Here is a 20,388-nt window from a genome sequence, read left to right on the forward strand (position 1 = left end):
CATGGAAAAACATCAACAAATCCTGAATCTGGAAGCCTATTTCGCTTCCTACAGAAAAAATATTATCGGCGTTGACCAGCAAATAGCCACGGACAGGCATCGTTCTATCCGCATGCTGTATGCCGACTGGACGGCCAGCGGCCGATGCTACTGGCCGATAGAAAACCAGCTTCTACAGGAGATTATGCCGCTGATGGCTAATACTCATACGGACACCAGCCACTCCGGGGCGTTTATCTCCAGGGTTTACCACGAAGCCCGGCAGACCATCAAAGCCCATGTAAATGCCTCGGCCGACGATGTACTGATTGCGTCCGGTTCCGGCATGACCGACGTGGTGAACAAACTGCAGCGACTCCTGGGCCTGCGGCTGCCTGAGCCCTTCAGGCACAGGTGGCAAGTGCCAGCCTCAGAGCGACCTGTTGTGTTCATCACACACATGGAGCACCACTCCAACCACACCAGCTGGCTGGAAACCATCGCCGATGTAGTAGTGGTGTCGCCCAACGCCAGGGGAGAAGTGGAGACCGCTCAGTTTGAAGAAGCAGTGGCCCGCTACAATGCCCGGCCGCTTAAAATTGCTGCCATTACCGCCTGCTCCAACGTGACGGGGATCACCACCCCTTACCACGACATTGCCAGGCTGGTACATCATCATGGAGGCTACTGCTTTGTTGATTTTGCCTGCTCAGCACCCTACGTCGACATTGATATGCATCCCGAAGACGAAGAAGCCTGCCTGGATGCCATTTACTTTTCTCCCCACAAGTTCCTGGGTGGCCCCGGCTCGTCGGGGGTGCTCGTGTTTAACAAAGGGCTGTATCAGCATCACGTGCCTGACAACAGCGGTGGTGGCACCGTCGACTGGACTAACCCCTGGGGTGGCCGGAAGTACGTGGACGACATTGAGGACAGGGAGGACGGAGGCACCCCGCCTATTTTACAAACGATCAAAGCGGCACTGTGTATTCAACTAAAGGAGCAGATGGGGGTCGACCGCATGGCACACCGGGAGGAGGAGCTGCTGGCTATTTTATGGGAGGGGTTGTCCGGCATTCCCGGTGTGCGCATACTGGCTCCGCAGCATAGAAACAGGCTGCCGATTGTATCCTTCTATGTGGAGGATCAGCACTTCAACACCACCGTGCAGCTCCTCAACGACCACTTTGGCATCCAGTGCAGGGGTGGCTGCTCCTGTGCTGGCACCTATGGGCACTACCTGCTGGACATTGATCAAAATCAATCACAGCAAATCACCGACCTGATCGATCAGGGCGATACGTCAGCCAAACCGGGTTGGGTGCGGATTTCTCTGCATCCCACGATGACGGACGAGGAGGTGAGGTTCATTGTGGGTAGCGTGAGAGAAGTGAGTGGGATGAGGCGAGCGGTTGACCAATAGCCGACGCAACCGCTGGTCTCATACCTCCTCCCTGGTGTGCAGCCGTTTCACCTTTCCGGTTCAAGGGCCTACTTGAAGCATGAGGGCTTCTTACCCTGTTATTTTCAAAGACTGAATAAGTCCGTCTTTTAATTTTAAATGGTAAGCCAGCACTATCGGACTTCCCGGGAAATTACCTGAAACTTCGGCTTTCAGAATTTCTTCTGTTGCCGAATAGTCGATCGGTTTCATCACGGCTTGGTAGGCCTCATTGGCTTTTTTAATCCATTGCTGAATTTCCTTTTTTCCTTTGTGTGTTCTTCCCTCGTCGAAAACGACGGCTGTTTCAGAAAAGCAATTTGCGTAAGCCAGGCTGTCAAAATTGTTTTGGGCCTGTGCCAAATTGGTGATTACGTTGGGTAAGTTCATGTTTTTATTTTTTTAAGATGATTAAATAGTGGGTATAGTACCTCCGTCGATGACGAATTCTGTTCCTGTTAAATAGTTGGCTCTAGGCGACACAAGAAAGCCCACCAGCTCGGCCACTTCTTCTGGTTGAGCCGGCCTGCCGTAGGGTATGCCGCCCAAAGCGTCCATCACGCTCTGTGTTGCCTGCTCTACCGTAGTAGCTGAGCTCTCAGCAATGCGTTCCATCATGGCTGTGGAGCTTTCGGTTTTTATCCAACCCGGGGAAACAGTCAATACACGAATACCTTTTGGCGAAACTTCGTTGGAAAGGCTTTTGCTGTAATTGATAAGCCCCGCTTTGGCGGCTGCATAGGGCAAGGTGGAGTCGAATAGAGGCAGCTTACCCTGTATGGAGCCGATGTGGATAATGACACCCGTTTTTCGTTCGATCATTCCGGGCAGAAATCCTCTGTCGAGCCTTACCGGGGCCAATAAATTGGCTTGCAGCGTTGTTAGCCAGTCCTCATCAGTCAATACCGCAAAGCCGCCGCCGGGAGTATCCGAGCCCCCCAAATTGTTGACCAGGATATCAAGCCTGCCAAAGGTTGATTGTACTTCCTGTATCACTTTGGCTGTGCCCGCTGAGGTGCTTAAGTCGGCTGAAATGAAGTGAAGGTTTTGAGCTGATGCTGCAGGGCGGTTCCTTGCTGTGATGATCACTGTGGCTCCTGCTTGCAGCAGCCGTGCGGCAATGGCTTTTCCTGTGCCTTTTGTGCCGCCTGTAACTAATGCTATCTTGCCATGTAGCTCGTTGTTAAAGTCAAAATGTCCCATTTGTGTAACTTAGTGTAGGGCAAAATTCGGCTATACAAGCAGTGGACACAAGTACGGGCAATCGAATCACATAGGGATAAAATTATCCCCTACAACATGTTTTAGAACATTGAAGTACTTTTAGGTTATGTATGAAAGAAAGATTCCGTTAAACCTGAATTGCGGCCTCGACCTGGTCGGCGAAGTGCTTTATGGCAAGTGGAAAATCAGACTGCTGTGGTTTATCAATGAAGGAATCCAGCGGCCAAGCGACCTGCAACGAAAAATCCCTGATGCTTCACGCAGGGTTTTAAATGTGCAGCTGAAGGAATTGGAAGAACACGAATTGGTTACAAAGAAAATTTACCCTGTTGTGCCTCCCAAAGTGGAGTATTCGTTGACTGATTTCGGTAAAACTTTGATCCCCGTCATTTCAGCACTGGGCGACTGGGGTGATCAGCATGAGGAGCGTTTGCGGTCTCTTATTTTGAAAAGTGAAGGAATTTCATCTGCCGAATAGATTTACTATTCATCTGCCAGGGCGGAATAGCCACATGCAGAGGACGGCAGGCGTTCATTGCCGCAACCGGTCGCTTCGCATATTGAGCGATGTAATCTCCTATCTCGCCCGACCTCAATGGTGTGCAGCCTGTTCTGCTATTACTCAACTGTGGATAGCTGAGACCGTCGCCTGATTTTACGCATGGCTTTTCAGGGCTTCCTTAACAACTTTCCTGTAACTTCTGCCAATGTTTAGTCTGATATCATCAACCAACAGTTCGTCAAATGACACCTCTTTTATCCTGTTTGTGTTGATAATAAAGGAACGGTGAATTCTTAGAAAGACATTGGGCAATACTTCGGCCAGTCGGCTTATTTTCTCCTTGCTGACAACTTCTTCATTAATGGTAATCACTTTGATATAGTCCGATATGCTTTCGATATAAACGATGTCTTCGAACGGTATTTTCGTCAATTTCCTATTGGACATGATTTCAAGAAAGGACTTTTTCGTCTTCTCCTTTTCGTCCAGCAGTTGCCGAATCATCTGCTGGTTTTCTGTTATCTGATTCATCATTAATAGAAATGATCCAATAAGTACAAGCAGGTATAGCACTGCCGCCAAAAGAAGGATTTGGGTAGCATTGGGGTTCAGGCTATCATAGCTGAACTTTACCATGTATACATACGAAAACAGCAAAACCATCATTTCGAGGTACACTGAAGTGATAGCCAGGCAAAAGGTGTAAAGCGCAAATTTCCAGTACTTTTTGGTGAGGAAATATCTTGGCACAAGCACGTAGTTGAAAAAATAGGAGGTGCCTAAAACAATTGGGAGGAGCATGCTGACAAAGAAAAATGCCGCAGTTCTATGACCCCATGAAAATCCAAATACCAGTGTTAAGACAAGTAGTACGAAGATCCAGTAGGCGATGTGGTAGCTTGGGTTTTCGGCTTTTTTATTCATTCAAATTTTGTTTCCCAGGCTAATTTCGAAAAGGATATCAAAATTAAAAGTCAGTGTAGACATACGACCTGTTAACAGCCGGATACGACCTTGATGGACTTCGTTGACTGCTATACCTTGGCAGCAGTATTCACCAAAAAAATATTACTATGATAAAGTTCTTTTATATGGGAGGCAATTTCATGAGTATTCTAACCATAGAGTTGGTTATAATCACTGCATGGATTATTTATCAATTGGTTACCGGTTACAATTCGAAACAACCTAATAAGGAGGAAATCTTACGAAAAATTAGCTATGGCAAATCAATGGGCTTTTTTGCCCTGGCAACAGGCTTTCTTGGTCAGATGTTTGGTTTAATGGGGGCGTTTTCGGTAATCAAGCAACATCCTGATATCAAAATAGAATACATATTTGATGGCGTAGGTGTATCCATGATATCGGCTACTTATGGCGTATTTATTTTTCTATTCTCCATGATATTATGGTTTGTGGCAAGTATGATTATTGAGAAAAAGTTCAAGACCACGGCGGTCTGAAAATATGGATTGCTTTGGGCAGCTACCGCAGTGGCTCGTGTCTCACGGGCCACTCCTGGCAATGGCTGATGTTGGCTCGTGAGACAAGAAACAAGGGGGTCTGTCTGTTTCAGGTGGAGCTTAGGCCATAATTGATTCACAAAAACTGAGCATGAAACTTCACGTTACGATCTTCGGTAGAGTAGGGGATAGTCAAATTGCCCTGTACCAACCACGTGCCGTCCGATTGTTTTTCACCTTGCATGCAACCGGAAATGACCGCTTTAAATGCTGATGCATCACAACACGACTGAGAAAGCCTCCTGAAGTGTACATTCATCCCTTTCATTTCTCGGCCTTCCACGGAGAAACTAGTTTGAAACTCATCCAGTTCAAAGACCAGCACGTCTGTTAATTCATCATCAATAAGTGCGCTTCCTGGGTTGCGGTTAAGCATTCGGAACACATTTTTACTTCCGTTTGCCAGCCCTTCCCATTCATCGATTGCCACTTTGGAGTCAGAATTGACGGTAAAAGCGCAATTCCAATCGTCGATACAGTCATTTGTGATAACGTCTGCCTCGCCGGCTTCCAGACAAGTGAAGCTGCAGTCTTTGCAGGTTGGAATTTGCACATCATCTTTTTCACAGGCCTGAATGAAAACTAAAGTCAAAAAGAAGGTGAAGATTGTATTTTTCATATTCTGTTTTTGAATTGTATACTCTAAGAGGCTAGCTAGCGGCTTTAATTGGCTATATGAGTAACCAATATTTACCTGCTAAGGTAGCTAAATAGCAAGAGAAAGTGTTGGGGTTGAGGATAGATATTGGCAGCTACCGCAGTGGCTCGTGTCTCACGGGCCACTCCTGGCAATGGCTGATGTTGGTGAGCCATGGGGGGAGGGGCTACTCAACGGGGATGGTTGTGAATGATCGCCTTACCTTACCACCTCGCTCACCAGGATCACGGGAGCGGCGTTGGTGTAATTGGGGAAGTCGGCCCTTATGGCATCTCTGTTGGGAGCTATGGCATCCTGGTACGCTTTCAGGTCTTTTATGTAGAAAGTGCCGATGGCCATAAATGGCAGGAGCGTGTTGGGAATGCCGCTGGCCGTGCCTTTTTCAATGGTATACTTTACCAGATTCGACCCCAGGTAGCCTGCCACCATGGGCATGTGTTTGGTTTCGTAGTAGTCCATATCAAAGGTTTTGCCTTCGGCAAAAGGGTACATGACGGATACCTTAATGAGCCCTTTTTCAACGACGGTCTGTTTTTGCTTCTTGGCTTTGGCAGGCTGCTTTTCCTGACTAAAGGCAGATACAGATGCGAACAGAAGGAATACCGAGAGGATGAGTTTAAGTTTCATAGTTGAGTTTTTTAGAAAGGGAATTTAAGTGAAAATATCATATCTACCGCAGTGGCTCGTGTCTCACGGGGCCGCTCCAGGCAATGGCTGATATTGGTTCGAGAGATACGAACCAAGGGGATAGAATCAAAAAAACTGAGCATCAAATTTCACTTCACGGTCTTTGGATGAATAGGGAACCGTCAAATGGCCCTGTACCAACCAGCTGCCGTCGGACTGCTTTTCGCCCTGCATACATCCTGACGTGACCGCTTTGAACTCTGTCTCACCACAGTAGCAAAGTCTCCTGAAATGTACTTTCATCCCTTTCATCTCAATGCCTTCTACCGAGAAGCTGTTTTGAGATTTGTCCAGTTCAAAGACCAAAACGTCTGTTAGTTCATCATCAATAATGGCCGTTCCCAGCGTACTGTTAATCATTTGAAACACATTTTTACGTCCGCTTGTCCGCCCCTCCATTTCGCCTGTTGCCACTTTGGAATCAGCACTGACGGTAAAAGCGCAGTCCCAATTATCCATACAGTCATTTGTGATCACCTCAGCCTCGCTGGCTTCCAGGCAGGTGAAACTGCAGTTTTCGCACGTAGGGATTTCGATATCCTCTTTTTCACAGGCAAGAGAAAAAACCAACACTAAAAGGAAGAGGGGGAGTGTGTTTTTCATGATGTTTTTTTAATAGAACGCTTCAAGGAGCTCATTCATGTATTTTGGAGGGTTATTATTCCACGAACATTGCCTGCCAAAGTAGGCGAATAGTTGAAGAAAGTGGTAAGGACGCTCTTATGAGGCCGGTATTAGTATTGTTCCGTGAGACACCGACCAAGGGAGGGGAGTGTTTAGTGGAAAATATATACGGCCAGAATGACGATAGCCAAGCCGAAGAGCAAAGTCATTTTACCGAACTTTTCCATTTTTTGTAAGTGAAGTGCTGCGTCACCTTTGCTGGCTTTCTTAGTTAACGAACTAATCAGCGTAAGCAACACCAGAAGGATGACGACCAGCGCCAATTTGAGCATTAGTAATGGCGATGAAGGCAATATGGCCCAATAGGGGGTAATTAAATACAAACCTGAAATAATGAGCAGCCCCAGCCCGATATGCCCCATTCTGCTCAACACCATCGAATGCATGCGAAATTTTGTTGCTTCATCTGTCGACATCTTTGCAGTGGCAATGCTTAAAAAAGCATGGGCAAAACTTGTCCCCAAACCCATAGTAAGCCCAAAAAAATGGAGGATCAGCATCAACTCTCTCATAGGGTAATATTTACAATTGTTTAACTCATGCTATCTCCTGCCGCAGTGGCTCGTGTCTCACGGGCCACTCCTGATAATTGCTGATAGTGGTTCGTGAGAAACGAAGCAAGGGGGGTATACACGAACCAATGAACCAAGGAGGTAGCGTTTTTTTACGGAAGTTAGGTGATAAAACTTTCATCCCAAAGCGTCTGTTTCGGTGGTTTTAGTCTGTAGTAGATTACAAAAGTTTCGCCACCCGCTCCGATGTTGCCGCCACAACCGGCGGCCGAATGGGCAACCAACCTCACAGGCTATTCCAAACTTTTGTAATCTTTACTGACGATGACTTGAGGCCTCCCCTTTCTGGTTCAAGCTTCCGCTTGGACTTGTCCTATCTGAGCGTCCCGCTCCAACTCTTACGCTCATCCCCCGGCGAGGCACCGAAAAGAGCCACGCCACAAGCGGACGCTTGCGGCATGAGGGTTTTGGTGACGGATAGGTGGAGTTTCAGCCAACCCTACCACAACGACGTCATCCCGATTGCGACGGAGGAGCGAGCCGACGTGGAACGGGATCCCCAAAACCTAGTAGCAAGCCGGATAAACCTCTTGGCCAGGTCGGAAGGGCGTTCCGGCACCGGGTTCCACATCGGCTCACTTCACTATCCCTTCGTTTCGATGACGGCGTGTTATCTGGGTTTTGCCCCCAACTGGTTCAAGCGTCTTGGACCTTTCGACTTTTCTTTAAACTTCTCGCTGATCCTCATTTGCAAAATCTATCAAAAGAGGACGTTTGGGCGGCTAATACCTGGTATAGTAGATCAACGCAAGAATATTGAATATCTCCAGCCGACCGAAGAGCATGTTTATCGATAGCAACACTTTTGCGCCGTCGGGGAGGCCCGAAAAGTTGCCCAGGGAGCTCACTCCTTCAAATCCGGGCCCCACGTTGCCAATGGTGGCGATGGAGGCGGAGAAGGCAGTGAGCAAATCGATGTTGTAGGCACTCAGGACCACGGTTGTTACAAAGAAAATGAGGATATACATCACAATAAAAACCTGTGTGTGCTCAATAATCTCCACCGGTATCCTTTGACCGTCAACCTTAGCCACTCTTACCAGTCTGGGATGAAGAATCTGCAATATCTGTGTCTTCAGCGCCTTAAAAAATATATAAACCCTGTCGAACTTAAGTCCTCCCGATGTGGATCCCACCATGCCGCACTGAATAGTGAAATACATCAGCACCATCATTGCCAGCGGGGGCCAGTGAGCGGTATCAACTGTGGCAAACCCTGTAGTAGTGCCCAGGGAGATCACCTGAAAGGCGGCGTGGCGGAAGGACGTGCCCAAAGAGTAGAGGCCGTCGGCATATAGCTTAAGCGCCACGATGGTGATGCCGATTGCCACCACCAGCAGAAAGGCTCGGGTTATCTCGGAGGTAAAAATATTGCGCTTGTGCCACATAATCGTGGTGAAAAGTAGCCCAAAATGAATCGCCGATAATACCATGAAAACTTCGGTTATCACTTCTATGGGCAGGCTGTTGAAGTGGGCGATGCTGAGATTTTTGGTAGAGAAGCCTCCCGTGGCAATAGTGGCAAAGGCGTGATTAACAGCATCAAAAAGACTCATACCGGCCACCCACAAAAGGCATGTTTGCAACACGGTAAGCCCCAGATACACATAGCCCAGCACGAGCAGCACCTGGCGCTTGCTTTGTTTGAAGTTTGTTTGAGACAGGGAAGAAAGCTCCGTGTTGAGCAGCACAAGCTTGGAGCTTGACTGCGGCAGTATCAGCAGCACGAACATGATGATACCAACCCCACCCATCCAGTGTGTGGACGACCTGAAGAAAAGCAATCCGGAGGGCAGGCGCTCAACATCGTTGAGAATAGTGGATCCCGTGGTGGTGAAACCTGAAACGCTCTCAAACCAGGCGTTTACCAGGTCAAACTCTACCCCCCACAACAAATAGGGAAGGGCCCCCACCAGGCACGTAACCACCCAGCCCAGCACCACCGTGAGTAAACCTTCAGAGAAATTTACTTCTTCGGTCGGGTGGGTAAAGAGAACGAACATGGCACCAAACACCACGGCCGAAATCAGGCTGAATAGCAGCGGAACCGTAGAGGTTTCCAGCTGCACGGCTGAAATAATAAACGACAGCAGCAGGAAAAACCCCTGAAACAGCAGGATAAAGCCCAGGTAGCGAAGTACTGACTCCCCTCTCATTAGTTGACTTTGGCTTTTTGATCGTAAAATTTGTGCACTTTGCTGATCATCTTCTGAATGCCCTGCTCCAGCTCTCTGAATTCGTCGTCGGTCTTTTTGGTAGAAAACGAGAATGAAGACATATTGGCCCCGTACTTTTCGGTGGCGGCTATCAGCTCATATAAGGGAGCCATTAAGGACTGCCTCAAAAAATAGTTGAAGAGAAAAGCGAATACGATCACGGCCACGATGGCAACAATGCCGGGCATGATAGCCCTGTACGACCGTTCTTTTAGCACCGATGCCTCGTCGTACATGCTGTTCTGATTGAGCTTCATCAATGCATACACAGCTTCCTTGGCCTGCAAAAAATCGGGGTTGATATCTGTGACGTACCAATTTAGATTCCCCTCCTTATCGGTGTCAACGATAGGCTTTTGCCACTTGGTTTTGTATTCGTTGTAGGCGGCTTTCACAGCTGCCACCCGCTCGTCCTCATGAAGCTCGGTGACATTGCCGACTGCCACGGCCATTGAAGCCATGAACACGCTGTCGGCAGCATCGATAATGTAGCGGCCTTTTTCCCAGTTGCCAAGCGAGAGCAAAAGAATGCCGCTGTCTTCACGCTCGAGGGCTTCAAGCATGTTCTGGCAGGCCTGGATGGTTTTATAGTTGTCTTCGATAAGGGCCGTTACCGATCGGTTTAAAAGCAGAAATTGATGTAGAACGATCGTGCCAGATGCGGCCAGCAGCACGGCCAGCAGCAGTATGCCAATAAAAATCTTGTGCCTGAGTTTACTGATCATTGTGTCCCATTAAAGTGATAGAATCTGACGAGCAACTATGTGAATGCATGCGAAGTTAGTCATCCTTCGCACTAAAGACCTCACTTTTTTCTCTTATTTAGCTGGCAGGTTTGTGCCCTTGCTCCTTGAAACTGCGGGCAACCGGGCACGGACAGACAGCTGCGCCCGGGTGACTTGGGGTTGTGTTTATAACATGGGCCGACGAATTTCACTTCCTCACCGCCTCATAGTAAAGCAGTATGGGCCCGGCTTTGAGGGTTATTGTTACCTGGCGCATCAGGTCATTGTAATGCTCGTGTATTTCATCGTCTGCAACTGTGTAGGTGTGGTCACAGTTCCCGTCGAGGGGTCATATTGATGGCGACGATAATTTTTCTCGTGGTAGTTGATGTTAGGGCTGTGGAGAGCGGTATCCGGCACAATAGGAGCATCATCTCCCTACCCTCCAATCATAATAACGACCCGCTGGTAGCGGGTGAGGGCGGGCTTGCCATTGTCGGTTGCTTCGAAAATGATGTGGATGGTCTGCCCCGGCCGCACATCTTCCGGCACCAGCACTTCCGCTTTGGAAGTGTCGGCCTGGGCAATCTCTACCCGGCCGTGGTAGGTGCCCACTGGCAGCTGCGACCATTTCAGGGTTACCTTGTTGCCGTCAGGGTCGGAGGCAATGCCACGGAGGCGCACTTTTTGCCCGGGAGCGGCCACTACTGTGAGCGGCCCCTGTATGGTTACCGTTGGCTCATGATTGGCGTCGGCATACCTGGGGGTCACTGCCCATTTCATGCGGGCTGCAAGGTCCCGCTGCGCTTGCGGAAAGAAATTGGGGTAGGCTAGTTCTTCGGCTTTGCGTTCGTTGTTTGTGCTCCCCATTCGGTCGGCCATGGCATCAGCACTTGCGTCGGTGGGCATGTTGAAAATATCGGCAGCGGCTGGTCCGGCTTCCACCCGGCCACCCCAGCCACCCCAGGTGCCTTGTTCGTAGGCCCGCAGTCCGTTGCCCAGCATGTTCATAAAGGTATGATTGTCGCCCTCTCCCAGCCACGAACCCCTGGCCTGCACAGGCATCCACACCACATAGCCCATTTTTTTCAGCTCTTCGGTGGTGTGGCCTGCCAGCCCGAAATAGTCGACAACGTCGCCCTTCACCATCTGCTTGCCGTCGCCCCATACCCGGTAGAGCTCGCCGAACGGTCCCCGGTCCGATACATTTTCTTTCATCCAGGCAGGGGTGAGGTAGGGAGCATTTTCCTCCGACGCCCTGATCTGGGCCCCGTAGCCATAGTTGGGGCCGCCCCTGAACTGCCGGTACTCAATCTCCGGCCAGTTGGGTTTGATGTAAGTAGCGTAGGTGGCGTCCTGATCGCCGGAGGGCAGCAACACTACTTTTCTGGAGATTTTTTGCTTGATAGCATCCCATTCTGTGGTGAACTCATATTGGTCTTTGATGGACTTCAGCGCACGGGCAATGGTGCTCTGTCCGCCCCAGGCCGTAATGTACAGCTGGCCAGGCTCATTGTCCATGATCAGCGACCTGATGAGATCTGAGCCGGGAGTGTCTTTGGAGATATCGCCGTCGAATTCAATGTTACCGTACCGAATCTTTGACTTCAGCTCGTCAGGAGAGGGATACTGCTTGTTGTGGGCTTTGAGGTTAGGGTACGATTTTTCGTAGGCTTCCACAATGTCGTGGATAAAGCGCTCGCCCTCCGCCCATCGCCACGACTCGCAGGGGCAGAGGTCGAGACCGAAACGGTCGTATTCACGGCCTGGCACAAACCACTTGGTGCCTTTGCCGTCGCCTTTCCAGTGAAACTGGCTGCTGGCATAAATAAGGCCCTCTATTTTTAAGTCACTGCTGTAGAGCAGCAGGCGGATGAGAGAGTTGTTGTCGTCGAGCTCGGGGTCGGCTGTAATGATGATGCGGGGCCTTTGGTCACTGGGTGTTTGTGCAACAAGGGTAGCTGTGTGCAGCGTGATCAGGGTCAGAAGAGTGAGAAAACACAGGCAATGGCTTCTTCGGTGTGGCGTTGTTAAATGCATAGTGGTTAAAGAGTGTTTGTTGGTGTTGGCTGCTTACTGTAGCCGACCTTTTGTCTAAGATACTGACATTTTTTTTGGTTTGGATATTTGTTATCTCATGCCCGCATTTCCTTCAATGGCGCTCAGCGTCAACAGGACTTAGCTTGGATGGATTAATAATGAACCTTTAAACTATTGTCTTCGCAGTGATTCGTGTCTCACGAACCACTCAAGGTGATGATGAGTATAGATTCGTGGGACACGAACCAAGGGGTTAGTTTCATGCCGGTGTTGTCTTTTCAATAGCGACCGGCGCTAGAAAAGTTATCTAAAATAGTGAAATAATCATATTTAAGCAATCAAATAGCCAACGAATATTAGTAGGCCATTAAAATTGTACTATATTGTGTTTGCGCTTAATTTTGCATCCCAACCGACTTAGCTATGCAATTATCCCACCTTGTTGATTTCTTTCTACATCCGGTATACTTTGAGCAGCCCGATCAGCTACGGAAAGCACGCCTGTTTGTCCGTGGTTGTTTGCTCACCAGCTTGTTCTCCACTTCTTATGTTTGGCTGAGTGTGCTTTTTGAGTACCAAAAGGGCGTTTATTTCATGGTAATGAACGTAGTCGGTTTTTTGTTGCTGCCCCTGCTTGCTAAAACCAGGCTTCCTATCGCCTTGCTGGGCAATCTGTATGTGACCCTGGGCGCTACGGCAGTGCTGGTGCTTACTTATTTTTCGGGGGGCATCTGGTCGGCTATTTATCCATGGATCGTCAGCATTCCGCTGCTGGCGTTATTGGTCGTAGATAAATTTTCAGGGGCAGTTTGGGGTGGGATTGCGCTGGCGTGCATGGTTTATTTTGGCGTTTTGGATATGAGGGGTATTGCATTGCCGGTAGAGTATAATGTGGAAATGAAAACGTGGTGGTTTACGACGATTCTCACAGGACTGCTCTTGATTATCCTTTTTGTTGGGTTCGTTTTTGAGGTTGTGCAAACGGGGGCACTTCGGGAGCTTGAAAGCAAAAATGCAAAGCTTGAAGAGCAAAAGACGACCATTGCCAGCCAATCGGAAGCGCTGGAGAAACTTATCGAGGAGAAAGATTACATCATCCGAATTCTCGCCCATGATTTGAGGAACCCCTTGAGCAACATCGATGGCCTGGCAGATATGATGGAGAGTAAGCGCTATGTGGGTCAGGAAGATGAGTTTCTGGGGATGGTGAAGCGCACTGCCAACAATGCACTTCACCTGATTGAGCGGGTACTCGAGATGGACAAAGCTGATCAAAGAGAGTCAATTGACATGGATCCGGTTGATGTGGCCGAGGTATTGCAGGAACTCATCGAATCCATCAATGAAACAGCCCGAAGGAAGGACATCGCTATTAAGCTGAACAACGCAGCCAGGTCTACGTCGGTGGTGGGAGAGAGGGTGTATGTCCTTCAGATTTTTGAGAACCTGCTTTCCAATGCCATCAAATTTTCGAAGGGAGGTACCAAAGTCAGCATAACGGTGGCGAATACCAACTCTTCGCTGATGGTGAAGGTAGCGGATGAAGGCCCGGGCGTACGGCCCGAGGAGGAGGACAGGCTGTTCAAGAAGTTTTCGAAACTAAGCAGTCGGCCTACCGGCGAAGAAAGCTCGGCTGGCCTGGGATTGTCACTAGTAAAACGCTATGTGGAGTTGCTGGGAGGAAAAATATGGCATGAAGGGGGTGCTGCCATAGGGGCTACCTTTGCTGTTGAGCTTCCACTCACCGGGAGACCAGACCGGGGCTAACGTTTTAGCGGTTGTGCCAACACGTTTGATTTGGAAAAAAGAGAATATTTCAAAATTGCGGCGGTTTATTTGCCTACGTCCTTCCACTCCTTAAATTCACGGCAAAGAGCAACAACATGGACCTGATTAAATATGAAACTGGGGAGCGCCTGGCGTGGATCACCCTTAACCGCCCCGAAAAACGAAATGCCCTTAGCCATGAGTTGGTAGCAGAGCTGAAGGAAGCCTTTCAAAAAGCAGCCTACGATCCGAAAGTGAAAGTGATCATCCTGAAGGCTGAGGGAACGTCGTTCTGCGCCGGTGCTGACATCGCCTATTTGCAGCAATTGCAAAGTAATACCTACGAAGAAAACCTGGAGGACAGCATCCACCTCAAAGAGTTGTTTGAGATGATCTACACCATTCCCAAGGTGGTAATTGCCCAGGTACAGGGCCCTGCCATTGCGGGTGGCTGTGGGCTGGCCACTGTTTGCGACATGGTGTACGCCGTGCCCGAAGCCCAGTTTGGCTACACGGAGGTCAAGATCGGCTTCATCCCAGCCATTGTGATGGTTTTTCTGGTGCGGAAGCTGGGAGATGCAAAGGCAAGAGAACTGCTGCTGACCGGGCAGCTGATAGATGCAAAAAAGGCCTGGGAGTTGGGTATTGTCAATGAGGTAGTTGAAGCGGACAGGCTAGCATCCAGGGTGGAGGAAATGGCTGCGAAACTCATTAGCAGCAACTCCGAGCAATCGATGGGCATGACCAAACAAATGATGGCAGAGGTGCAGCAGATGTCCATTGTGGATGCTTTGCAATATGCCGCCGAACAAAACGCCGTTGCCCGCTCGACCAAAGACTGCAAGAGAGGGATGGCAGCCTTTTTGAACAAAGAGAAGATCACCTGGTAACGACTTTGGGCGAAATGACTTCTAATTAGGAACGTCATTCCGAGAGAGCACGAGAGTGTTGATCGATCTACCTGCACGTTTAGCGATCGTGGGAATCTTCGTTAAGTGTGACCGGACGTAATTAATACCAACCATTTTTTCGAACCAATGCTGGTTCTTCTCTCCTCTTGCCTTAGCTTTAGATTTACTCTTCCTGACGACTCAATTGTAACATCATGAAAAGTCCCTTAGTCCTGCTGTTCACCTTTCTCTTCAGCTTTTCCGTCGGTTTGGCGCAAAACGCCATTGCACCGCTTTTCCCGGTAACAATCACCCACGATTTCAGCAACCCGGACAAGACTTTTAACGACGTGAGAGAACTGATCCTGAACAACTATTACTCTGCCGACATCACAGAACAGGCGCTCTACTGGGCTGCTATTGAAGGCATGCTGCGCCATATTTCGCCACCTGAAAATCCCGGCCTGGCAAAAATATGGACGCCGGAGGAGTATGAAAACATTCTGAACTCACTTAAGGGCGTAAAGGTGTCTCTTGGTTTTAACAGCACCTTCAACACCAACGACGGCAGCCTCACAGTAACCGAGGTGCTGGAAGATTCGCCTGCCGTGGGCAAGCTGCAAGTGTACGACCGCATCGTGCGCATCAACGGAGAGGTGCTGAAGGGCAAAACGCTTGCCTTTGTCAACGACCTGCTGGATGGGCCAGCCAACTCAGAGGCCAGTCTGAAAGTGATCCGGGACGTCAGCGTGATGGACGTAAAGCTGAAACGGGCTGCCTTTCCTTCCAACGACCTGAAAGTGACTGTGCTTCCGGGGAGGCCAGCGGCCCTGGTAGAAATTAAAAATGTGTCGCAGGGGCTTACGCAGCAGCTGGCTGCCGACTTGCAAAAACTGAAAGAGCAGGGAGTAAAAAAAATACTGCTCGACCTGCGCAACAATCCGGGTGGGGTGCTGAACGAAGGGGTGAGCATAGCCAACCTGTTTTTAAGCAAGAACAATATCATTGTGCGCACAGTGGCCCGCAGCGACAAAGCCACCCCCATCGTGGCTGACAGAGAGGCACCTTTCGATTTTGAAATGGTGGTGCTCGTGAATAAGAACACCGCTTCCGCCGCCGAGATCATTGCATCAGCTTTGCAGGATCATAAGCGGGCCACCATTATCGGCACCAAAACATTTGGCAAAGGGGTAATTGAAACCACCTACACACTCGAAAACCAGTACAGGGTGAAGTTTATCAGCAGCGCTATGTATTCACCTGCTGGGCGGTCGTGGCAGGCCAGCGGTGTGCTGCCCGATTTTCTCGTGCAGCAGGAGCCGTCGGTAAGCGAATCGATGGCCAAGCTGCCCATCGACCAGAGGGTGAGCAACGATATTTACCTCATCACTGCTATCAAGCTTTTGCAATAGATATCTTCGAATAGTGAAAGCACCAGCCGACATATTAAAGCAATATTGGGGATACGATGCCTTCCGGCCCTTGCAGGAAGACATCATTCAAAGTGTGCTCGACGGCAACGACACACTGGCCCTCCTGCCCACGGGCGGCGGAAAATCCATTTGTTTTCAGGTGCCTGCCCTGTGCATGGAAGGGATTTGCATAGTGGTGTCGCCCCTGATTGCCCTGATGAAAGACCAGGTATTCCAGCTGCAAAAACGGGAAATTGAAGCCGAGGCCATTTACTCAGGCATGAGCAAAAGAGAAATAGACATCATTCTCGACAATTGCATCTATGGTAACATTAAGTTCCTGTACGTTTCACCGGAGCGGCTGCTGACGGAGATTTTCATCGAGCGGGCAGCCAAAATGAAGGTATCGCTGTTGGCCATCGACGAGGCGCACTGCATTTCCCAATGGGGCTACGACTTCAGGCCGCCTTATCTGCAAATAGCCGATTTCAGAGAGAAAATACCCGACGCCAAACTCATCGCTCTTACCGCCTCGGCCACGCTGAAAGTGCAGCAGGACATACAGGACAAGCTAAGGATGAAAGCAGCGGCTGTTTTCATGAAGAGCTATGCCAGAAAGAACCTGTCGTACTCGGTGTTTAAGGTGGAAGACAAAGGCAGGAAGCTGCTGGAGGTACTCACCAATGTGCCTGGATCGGCCGTGGTGTATGTGAGGAGCCGCAAGCGCACCGAGGAGTTGGCCAAATGGCTCATGTCGAACCGCATTTCTGCCTCCTACTATCATGCAGGGCTGAATGCCATGGAGCGGGCCAACCGGCAAACCCACTGGATCGACAACAAGGTCAGGGTGATGGTGGCTACCAACGCATTTGGCATGGGCATCGACAAACCCGATGTGCGGGTCGTCATCCATGTCGATATTCCTGACAGCCTCGAGGCCTACTACCAGGAAGCGGGTAGGGGAGGCCGTGACGAGAAGCTTGCCTACGCAGTCATGATTTACCTGGCAGCGGACGTAAAGGAGCTGAAGGAACGCACCCTTCGCTCACTGCCAGAGGTAGAGTACCTCAAAAAGGTATACCAGGCACTGGCCAACTACTTCAAGCTGGCGGTGGGCAGTTCGCAATTTGTGTCGTTCGACTTTGACTATGAACAGTTCATCAAAACCTACCAGCTGAATCCGTTTGAAGCCTTCGCTGCGCTGAAAAAACTGGAAGAGGAAGGGCTGATCCAGCTGACAGAGAGCTTTTATCAGCCATCGAGGCTGTTTGCTCAGGTCGACAAGCAGGAGCTTTATAAGATTCAGGTGGCTAACGCCAATTTGGATCCAGTGATCAAGGCTACGCTCCGCCTTTTTGGTGGTGAGGTGTTCGCTCATTTGACCACAATTTCCGAAAGTGACATTGCCAGGCTGGCCAATTGCACGAGGGCTGAAGTGGTAAAGCAGTTGACGTATTTGGACGCACAGGGGGCCTTTGTGTACGAAAAAATGAAGGACTCACCCCAGGTGCAGTTCCTCACTCCCCGCCAGGATGCCGCTAAGCTTTCCATCGACAAGCAACGCCTGGCGCAACGAAGAGAAGAGCTGATTGACAAGGTAGACGCCATGCTAAAATACCTGCAGCAGGAAGTGAGGTGCAGAACGCAGGTGATTCAGGAATACTTTGGCGAAGAAAACGACATCCCCTGCGGGATGTGCGACTACTGCATCAGGCAAAAGAAGATCCTTCAGTCAGAAAATGACTTCAATAAACTGCTGACACAGCTGATGGAAGAAATTGGAAAGAATGAGGTATCACTGGAGCAACTAATGAAGGGGCATTCTGGCAAGACAAAGGAAGCGAGAATGTACGGAATCAGGCACTTACTGGATGAAGAAAAGGTGCGATACAATGAAGTAGGGAAGCTGATGCTCACTTAGCCAGCATCGTCTGCTGAGGCACGTGACTATTTTCCGCTGTTGGAATGCTCACAATAAACAGGCAGCCCCTGCCAATATCACTTTCTACCTGAATATCCCCTCCCAGCGCCTGGGTAAGCTTTTTTGCTATGGACAAGCCAAGGCCTGTGGAAGACTCATTTCCAGTAGCCTTATTGCTGGTGGTAGTGTATTTTTCAAACAAGGTCAATTGTTCCTTTTTAGAAATACCGGGGCCATTATCTTTTACTATGATGGCACAGTGCTTTGGTTGCATGGCAAACTCCAGGCTGACAGTGGCACCCGACTGGCAATACTTTATAGCATTCGACAAAAGGTTGGAAAGGATTTGCGAGATGTAGTCGCCGTCAGTTAACACCTTGTGCTTTTTAGGTGTTGGCGTAAATTGTAGCTCAATATCTTTTGATGCAGCTTTTGGACTAAACTCACTCATCGTTTCAAGTATCAAATCATTGATACTCACCATCTCAAGCTCTGGTACCCTGCTGGCTGGCGCAGCTTGCTCATTCCTGCCCAGGAACTTAGAGATGCTACTATTGATTCGCTGGCAGATGGATTCTATCAGTTGCACATATTCTTTTCTCTCTTCTGCAGTAGTGGCTTCATGCTCCAGCAGCCCGGCGATGGAAACAATATTGTTTACAGGGCTGCGCATGTCGTGTGCCACAAGCTTAATTAAGTCACTTTTTTCGTCGTCAAGTTTCTTCAGCTCAATATTTTGATTGTTCACCTGCTCGTTAACAGCATAGAGCTTCTTTGTGATCTTCTTTAGCTTTAGCTGGTCAAAAGCAATGAATGCAAGCAGCGCCACAAAGAAAATTGTAGCGGCCAGGTAATATTTTGACAAGGTGCTGGTGCTTGCCAACTCCCCCTGTGTGGCTTCAAGTTGATTGTTGAGGGCTTGGATTTTAAGGTTGGATTTTTGGATTTCGAAAGAGGCCACCATATCGGCGATGTAGTTTTTATACCCCTCTGAGTTAATCGAGTCCTGAAGAGTATAGGCCTTCGAAATATCTTTTAGCGCCTGCCCTTCCAGTCCCATTTTCTTAAGGATCTCTGCTTTTGTAAAGAGTGCCCTGGTCAGCAGGGCAATTGCTTTGGTTTTTTCGCTTTTTGCAAGAGCAGAGTCAACCATCTTAATAGCATTTGTCAGCTGCCCATGTTTTAAGTACGAGCTGGCCAAATCCAGCATTATTTCACCTTTTTCAATTTCGTTGGAGCCCTTGTCGATAATCGACTGAGCTTCGAGAAAAGTATTTTTGGCTTCGCTGTAAAGTCCTTTAGCGAGGTAAAATTTCCCCAACGCCCTAAGGCCCAATGCCTTGGTTTGTGATGAATGACGCTCTTTGTCGATTTGTACGAGCCCTACCTTGTAGTTTTCAAAAGCTAGTGTGTCCTGGTTCAAACCCGCATAAATATCTCCCAGGAGAATATAGGAAAAGCCTGCATCAATTTTAACGTTATTGCTGAGGCTGAACTCATCACATTCTCTTATTTTTTCAAGTGCTTTTTTAAATTCTTTGTTCTTGATATACACCGAAGCTTCATCGTAGAAGCAGTAGGCTATCAGCTCATGCTGCTCAGCTTTTTTGTAGGTGGCAACGGCATCCCTGAAGTACTTTAGCGAGTAGTCGAAAAAACCAAAATGAGAGTATACAAGGCCAATGCAGTGCAAAGACCGACCTATGAGTCGATTGTCCTCAATTTCAACACTGATATTTCTGGCCTGCTCAAGAAGCGTGAGCGCAGCAATGATTTCTCCATTATTGAGCTTCATCATGCCCTCTTCTTTGATGGCGAAGGCCAGGCCAGCTTTATAGTTGAGCTCTTCGGCTAATTTTTTTGCTTGCTGAATATAAGTGCTGGCTCTTCCGGGTTCAAAGATATTGTAGTACAGGGAGAGCTCGTTCAGCACGTCCACAAGTTGCTCTTTCTCACTGGTTTGGAGCAGGTTGGTCAAGCTGTCCCGACTTTTGTCGGAAGGGAAATAGACGGAGTCAGCCAATAGATTGGCTGAAATAGAAAGGATTACAATGAAGAGAAGAAGTGATTTCACCTTTGTAAAGCAGTCTTTTATAGGTTAAAGCACTCTAAGGATATTATTGAGGTCTGTGGTCTACGAAAATACA

Annotated in this window: 19 protein-coding genes; 8 read left to right on the forward strand and 11 right to left on the reverse strand. The window is 48.9% G+C overall.

Annotated elements, in window-relative coordinates; all coding sequences use genetic code 11:
* The first annotated feature begins 1 nt into the window (after position 1).
* Positions 2-1,402 carry an aminotransferase class V-fold PLP-dependent enzyme gene (locus AAC052_RS23855; RefSeq protein WP_339815764.1) on the forward strand — a complete coding sequence of 467 codons (1,401 nt, stop codon included), beginning with the start codon at positions 2-4 and terminating at the stop codon, positions 1,400-1,402.
* A 90-nt stretch (positions 1,403-1,492) separates the two neighbouring features.
* Here AAC052_RS23855 and AAC052_RS23860 read toward each other — a convergent pair whose 3' ends face one another.
* A complete protein-coding gene (locus AAC052_RS23860; RefSeq protein WP_339815765.1) occupies positions 1,493-1,810 on the reverse strand; it encodes a nuclear transport factor 2 family protein in 318 nt (105 codons plus the stop codon).
* 21 nt (positions 1,811-1,831) lie between these two features.
* Positions 1,832-2,623, reverse strand: coding sequence for an SDR family oxidoreductase (locus AAC052_RS23865; RefSeq protein WP_317487616.1), 792 nt, complete (start codon positions 2,621-2,623; stop codon positions 1,832-1,834).
* Between the two features lie 127 nt (positions 2,624-2,750).
* Here AAC052_RS23865 and AAC052_RS23870 point away from each other — a divergent pair, with 127 nt between their 5' ends.
* Positions 2,751-3,122, forward strand: a complete 372-nt coding sequence (locus tag AAC052_RS23870; protein ID WP_339815766.1) for a helix-turn-helix domain-containing protein — start codon at positions 2,751-2,753, stop codon at positions 3,120-3,122.
* Between the two features lie 177 nt (positions 3,123-3,299).
* Here AAC052_RS23870 and AAC052_RS23875 read toward each other — a convergent pair whose 3' ends face one another.
* Positions 3,300-4,070 (reverse strand): LytTR family DNA-binding domain-containing protein, encoded by a 771-nt coding sequence (locus AAC052_RS23875; RefSeq protein ID WP_339815767.1) that lies wholly within the window; start codon positions 4,068-4,070, stop codon positions 3,300-3,302.
* 149 nt (positions 4,071-4,219) lie between these two features.
* Between AAC052_RS23875 and AAC052_RS23880 the strand changes: the two genes are divergently transcribed.
* On the forward strand, positions 4,220-4,609 hold the full coding sequence (locus AAC052_RS23880; RefSeq protein ID WP_339815768.1) for a MotA/TolQ/ExbB proton channel family protein: 390 nt from the start codon (positions 4,220-4,222) through the stop codon (positions 4,607-4,609).
* A gap of 136 nt (positions 4,610-4,745) precedes the next feature.
* On the opposite strand, the gene AAC052_RS23885 is transcribed toward AAC052_RS23880, so the two are convergent.
* The 6 genes from AAC052_RS23885 to AAC052_RS23910 form a co-directional block, all read right to left on the reverse strand.
* Complete coding sequence (locus AAC052_RS23885) at positions 4,746-5,288, reverse strand: hypothetical protein (protein ID WP_317487612.1); 543 nt, start codon at positions 5,286-5,288, stop codon at positions 4,746-4,748.
* A gap of 237 nt (positions 5,289-5,525) precedes the next feature.
* Complete coding sequence (locus tag AAC052_RS23890; RefSeq protein WP_339815769.1) at positions 5,526-5,954, reverse strand: EthD family reductase; 429 nt, start codon at positions 5,952-5,954, stop codon at positions 5,526-5,528.
* Between the two features lie 126 nt (positions 5,955-6,080).
* Positions 6,081-6,617, reverse strand: coding sequence for a hypothetical protein (locus AAC052_RS23895; protein ID WP_339815771.1), 537 nt, complete (start codon positions 6,615-6,617; stop codon positions 6,081-6,083).
* A 173-nt stretch (positions 6,618-6,790) separates the two neighbouring features.
* On the reverse strand, positions 6,791-7,210 hold the full coding sequence (locus tag AAC052_RS23900; RefSeq protein ID WP_339815772.1) for a hypothetical protein: 420 nt from the start codon (positions 7,208-7,210) through the stop codon (positions 6,791-6,793).
* Positions 7,211-7,992: 782 nt separating this feature from the next.
* Positions 7,993-9,426 carry a TrkH family potassium uptake protein gene (locus AAC052_RS23905; protein WP_317487607.1) on the reverse strand — a complete coding sequence of 478 codons (1,434 nt, stop codon included), beginning with the start codon at positions 9,424-9,426 and terminating at the stop codon, positions 7,993-7,995.
* On the reverse strand, positions 9,426-10,211 hold the full coding sequence (locus AAC052_RS23910; protein WP_317487606.1) for a hypothetical protein: 786 nt from the start codon (positions 10,209-10,211) through the stop codon (positions 9,426-9,428). Before AAC052_RS23910 ends, AAC052_RS23905 begins: the two co-directional genes overlap by 1 nt.
* Positions 10,212-10,254: 43 nt before the next feature.
* On the opposite strand from AAC052_RS23910, the gene AAC052_RS23915 reads away from it, so the two are divergent.
* Positions 10,255-10,569 carry a hypothetical protein gene (locus AAC052_RS23915; RefSeq protein ID WP_339815773.1) on the forward strand — a complete coding sequence of 105 codons (315 nt, stop codon included), beginning with the start codon at positions 10,255-10,257 and terminating at the stop codon, positions 10,567-10,569.
* An 80-nt stretch (positions 10,570-10,649) separates the two neighbouring features.
* On the opposite strand, the gene AAC052_RS23920 is transcribed toward AAC052_RS23915, so the two are convergent.
* Positions 10,650-12,251: a nucleoside hydrolase-like domain-containing protein gene (locus AAC052_RS23920; RefSeq protein ID WP_339815774.1), complete on the reverse strand. Its 1,602-nt coding sequence runs from the start codon at positions 12,249-12,251 to the stop codon at positions 10,650-10,652.
* 423 nt (positions 12,252-12,674) lie between these two features.
* Here AAC052_RS23920 and AAC052_RS23925 point away from each other — a divergent pair, with 423 nt between their 5' ends.
* From AAC052_RS23925 to AAC052_RS23940, 4 genes are all read left to right on the forward strand, one after another.
* Complete coding sequence (locus AAC052_RS23925) at positions 12,675-14,018, forward strand: HAMP domain-containing sensor histidine kinase (protein ID WP_339815776.1); 1,344 nt, start codon at positions 12,675-12,677, stop codon at positions 14,016-14,018.
* 116 nt (positions 14,019-14,134) lie between these two features.
* Complete coding sequence (locus AAC052_RS23930) at positions 14,135-14,908, forward strand: enoyl-CoA hydratase-related protein (protein ID WP_317487603.1); 774 nt, start codon at positions 14,135-14,137, stop codon at positions 14,906-14,908.
* 215 nt (positions 14,909-15,123) lie between these two features.
* Complete coding sequence (locus tag AAC052_RS23935) at positions 15,124-16,320, forward strand: S41 family peptidase (protein WP_339815777.1); 1,197 nt, start codon at positions 15,124-15,126, stop codon at positions 16,318-16,320.
* Between the two features lie 13 nt (positions 16,321-16,333).
* Positions 16,334-18,241, forward strand: a complete 1,908-nt coding sequence (locus AAC052_RS23940; RefSeq protein ID WP_339815778.1) for an ATP-dependent DNA helicase RecQ — start codon at positions 16,334-16,336, stop codon at positions 18,239-18,241.
* On the opposite strand, the gene AAC052_RS23945 is transcribed toward AAC052_RS23940, so the two are convergent.
* On the reverse strand, positions 18,234-20,315 hold the full coding sequence (locus AAC052_RS23945) for an ATP-binding protein (RefSeq protein ID WP_339815779.1): 2,082 nt from the start codon (positions 20,313-20,315) through the stop codon (positions 18,234-18,236). The genes AAC052_RS23940 and AAC052_RS23945 overlap by 8 nt on opposite strands.
* Between the last annotated feature and the right edge of the window lie 73 nt (positions 20,316-20,388).

Source organism: uncultured Imperialibacter sp. (assembly GCF_963974565.1).
GTDB lineage: Bacteria > Bacteroidota > Bacteroidia > Cytophagales > Cyclobacteriaceae > Imperialibacter > Imperialibacter roseus.

Coding starts and splice junctions, on each gene's coding strand:
- AAC052_RS23855 (WP_339815764.1), top strand. CDS start 2: ATGGAAAAACATCAACAAATCCTGAATCTGGAAGCCTATTTCGCTTCC.
- AAC052_RS23860 (WP_339815765.1), bottom strand. CDS start 1,810: ATGAACTTACCCAACGTAATCACCAATTTGGCACAGGCCCAAAACAAT.
- AAC052_RS23865 (WP_317487616.1), bottom strand. CDS start 2,623: ATGGGACATTTTGACTTTAACAACGAGCTACATGGCAAGATAGCATTA.
- AAC052_RS23870 (WP_339815766.1), top strand. CDS start 2,751: ATGTATGAAAGAAAGATTCCGTTAAACCTGAATTGCGGCCTCGACCTG.
- AAC052_RS23875 (WP_339815767.1), bottom strand. CDS start 4,070: ATGAATAAAAAAGCCGAAAACCCAAGCTACCACATCGCCTACTGGATC.
- AAC052_RS23880 (WP_339815768.1), top strand. CDS start 4,220: ATGATAAAGTTCTTTTATATGGGAGGCAATTTCATGAGTATTCTAACC.
- AAC052_RS23885 (WP_317487612.1), bottom strand. CDS start 5,288: ATGAAAAATACAATCTTCACCTTCTTTTTGACTTTAGTTTTCATTCAG.
- AAC052_RS23890 (WP_339815769.1), bottom strand. CDS start 5,954: ATGAAACTTAAACTCATCCTCTCGGTATTCCTTCTGTTCGCATCTGTA.
- AAC052_RS23895 (WP_339815771.1), bottom strand. CDS start 6,617: ATGAAAAACACACTCCCCCTCTTCCTTTTAGTGTTGGTTTTTTCTCTT.
- AAC052_RS23900 (WP_339815772.1), bottom strand. CDS start 7,210: ATGAGAGAGTTGATGCTGATCCTCCATTTTTTTGGGCTTACTATGGGT.
- AAC052_RS23905 (WP_317487607.1), bottom strand. CDS start 9,426: ATGAGAGGGGAGTCAGTACTTCGCTACCTGGGCTTTATCCTGCTGTTT.
- AAC052_RS23910 (WP_317487606.1), bottom strand. CDS start 10,211: ATGATCAGTAAACTCAGGCACAAGATTTTTATTGGCATACTGCTGCTG.
- AAC052_RS23915 (WP_339815773.1), top strand. CDS start 10,255: ATGCATGCGAAGTTAGTCATCCTTCGCACTAAAGACCTCACTTTTTTC.
- AAC052_RS23920 (WP_339815774.1), bottom strand. CDS start 12,251: ATGCATTTAACAACGCCACACCGAAGAAGCCATTGCCTGTGTTTTCTC.
- AAC052_RS23925 (WP_339815776.1), top strand. CDS start 12,675: ATGCAATTATCCCACCTTGTTGATTTCTTTCTACATCCGGTATACTTT.
- AAC052_RS23930 (WP_317487603.1), top strand. CDS start 14,135: ATGGACCTGATTAAATATGAAACTGGGGAGCGCCTGGCGTGGATCACC.
- AAC052_RS23935 (WP_339815777.1), top strand. CDS start 15,124: ATGAAAAGTCCCTTAGTCCTGCTGTTCACCTTTCTCTTCAGCTTTTCC.